This is a genomic window from Neorhizobium sp. BETTINA12A (assembly GCF_023006485.1).
Lineage (GTDB): Bacteria > Pseudomonadota > Alphaproteobacteria > Rhizobiales > Rhizobiaceae > Neorhizobium.
Genome location: NZ_JALBGW010000338.1, coordinates 1 through 1,113, shown reverse-complemented (window position 1 = coordinate 1,113; position 1,113 = coordinate 1). Strand labels below are relative to the sequence as shown.

Annotated in this window: 1 protein-coding gene; it reads right to left on the bottom strand. The window is 63.3% G+C overall.

From position 1 onward, the window contains the following. Window positions 1-1,113, bottom strand: a 1,113-nt coding sequence (locus MOV61_RS29985; RefSeq protein ID WP_247139186.1) for an RHS repeat protein, incomplete at both ends; no start/stop codon positions are given.

Sequence of the window (1,113 nt, the reverse complement as noted above, 5' to 3'; positions counted from 1 at the left end):
GGCCTGGTCATCCTTTTCGATGAACCGTCCGAAGGCGGGGTCGTAATAGCGGGCGTTGAGATACATCAGCCCGGTTTCGACATCGAAGCGTTCGCCGATATAGCCCTTCTTCGTCTGCATCGCCGGATTGGTGGTCTCGCCATACGCCGCATAACTGGTCTGTTCGGCAAGCGTACCCGCCTCGTCGGTCACCAGCCGCACCGACGAGAGATGGTCGCGATGCAGGAAGTTTTTGGTGGTCGCGCCGGTTGCCGTCGTCACCAGCTTGATGTCGGGATGCGGATAATAGGTATAGGTCTCCGCCCCCGGCGTGGTGCGGTCGATCTCGATATCCGCCCCGGCATAAAGCGTCTTGCCGAGCGCCCAGTTCTTCATCACCCGCGATCCGTCCGGACCATAGGAGAAGCTCACCGCCGATCCCCCTTGGCTGACGCTGGCAAGCTGGTTCGACCGGTCCCATACAAGCGTGCGGGTGCCGTCCGAGACCATGTTGCCGTTGGCATCGTAGCCGATCGTCTTTGAACCGATCTGGGTGGCCGCATGCGGACGCACCGCCGTGCCGGCCGGATAGGTATAGGTGCCGGCGATCCGGGTGCGCGACAGAAGATTGCCGGTCGCCGAGTAGCTGTAAGTCTCGTCGAGCCCATTGTCGCCGGCATTGTCGGCCGAGATCAGCCGGTCGAGGTCGTCATAGGCATAGGTCCAGCTATCGGCGGGAGTGAGGCCGGTGATCGTCCTGATCCGCCCGAGCCTGTCGCGCAGCGTGTACTGATTGTCCATCAGCACCGTGCTGCCCTTGGCCGTCGTCACCCGCGAGAGCCAGCGCCGGGTGGGCGAATAGGCAAACTGCGTCGTCACCCCGTTGGCATAGGCGATCGACTTCGTCTGCCCGTCCGCCTCGTAACTGGCGGCAGTGATCAAGCCGGGCACCGTCGAGAGCTTGTTGGCGGCATTGTAGGTCCAGGGATCGGCCGGCGTGCCGACAGCGATCGGGGCCGGCAGTGCCGCGGGCATATAGGCGATCGACAGGGTCTGCTCCGACCTGCCCCTGGTCTCCACCACCGTATGCGTCACTCCGTCGATCACTGTTGTTGTGGTCAGCACCGTCGTCGA